The organism is Huijunlia imazamoxiresistens (assembly GCF_037132455.1).
GTDB lineage: Bacteria > Bacteroidota > Bacteroidia > Chitinophagales > Chitinophagaceae > Flavisolibacter > Flavisolibacter imazamoxiresistens.
In genome coordinates this window covers 1-1,119 of the sequence record NZ_JBBBEI010000092.1, presented here as the reverse complement: position 1 = coordinate 1,119, position 1,119 = coordinate 1, and the positions used below count along the sequence as shown (strand labels likewise).

Genomic DNA, 1,119 nt, shown 5'->3' with positions numbered 1-1,119 from the left:
GCAGGAAAAGCTGGCCGTGATCGGTCTGGGCTACGTAGGCCTGCCCATCGCCCTGGAGTTCGCCAAAAAAATCTCCGTGATCGGCTTTGACATCAACGCCCAGCGCGTGGAACTGATGCGCAAAGGCATCGATCCCAGCAACGAACTTTCCAGCGAAGATTTTGAAAACACCGACATCGTCTTCACCAACAGCCTCGAGCAGCTGGCCGAAGCTTCCTTCTACATCGTAGCCGTGCCCACCCCCGTGGACGAGCACAACGTGCCGGACCTTACCCCGGTGAAGAAAGCCTCCCAGACCGTAGGCAAGGTGATCAAAAAAGGCGACTACGTGGTCTTCGAATCCACCGTTTACCCCGGCTGCACCGAGGAAGACTGCCTGCCCATCATCGAAAAGCTCTCCGGCCTCAAAGCCGGCGAAGACTTCAAGATCGGCTACTCTCCCGAACGCATCAACCCCGGCGACAAGCAGCACACCCTCTCCTCCATCGTCAAGGTGGTGTCGGGCTGCGACGCCGAATCCCTGGAAGTGATCGCCAAAGTGTACGAGCTGGTGGTGAAAGCCGGCGTGCACCGCGCCTCCTCCATCAAGGTGGCGGAAGCGGCCAAGATCATCGAAAACACCCAGCGCGACCTCAACATCGCCCTGATGAACGAGCTCTCCATCATCTTCGACAAGATGGGCATCAATACCTACGAAGTGCTGGAAGCTGCCGGCACCAAGTGGAACTTTTTGCGGTTCTTCCCCGGCCTGGTAGGCGGCCACTGCATTGGCGTGGATCCCTACTACCTCACCTACAAGGCTTCCGAGCTGGGCTACAACTCCCGTGTGATCCTGGCCGGCCGCCAGATCAACGACAGCATGGCCGTGTACGTGGCCCGCAAGGTGCTGCGCCACATCATCTCCAGCGTAGCCGACGTAAAGGCGGCCCGCGTGCTGGTGATGGGAGCCACTTTTAAGGAGAATGTGAGCGACATCCGCAACTCGAAAGTGGCCGATGTGGTCCGCGAGCTGAAGGAATTTTCGCTGAACGTGGACGTGGTGGACCCGCATGCCGACAGCCAGGAGCTGGAGCACGAATACGGCTTCGGACTGGTGGAAGGCGCCGGGCAGGATTATGA

Annotated in this window: 1 protein-coding gene; it reads left to right on the top strand. The window is 59.2% G+C overall.

Annotated features, from left to right (window positions below; translation table 11 throughout):
• Nucleotides 1-1,119: nucleotide sugar dehydrogenase (locus V9K67_RS27000; protein ID WP_336728238.1), on the top strand; the 1,119-nt coding region annotated here is incomplete at both ends.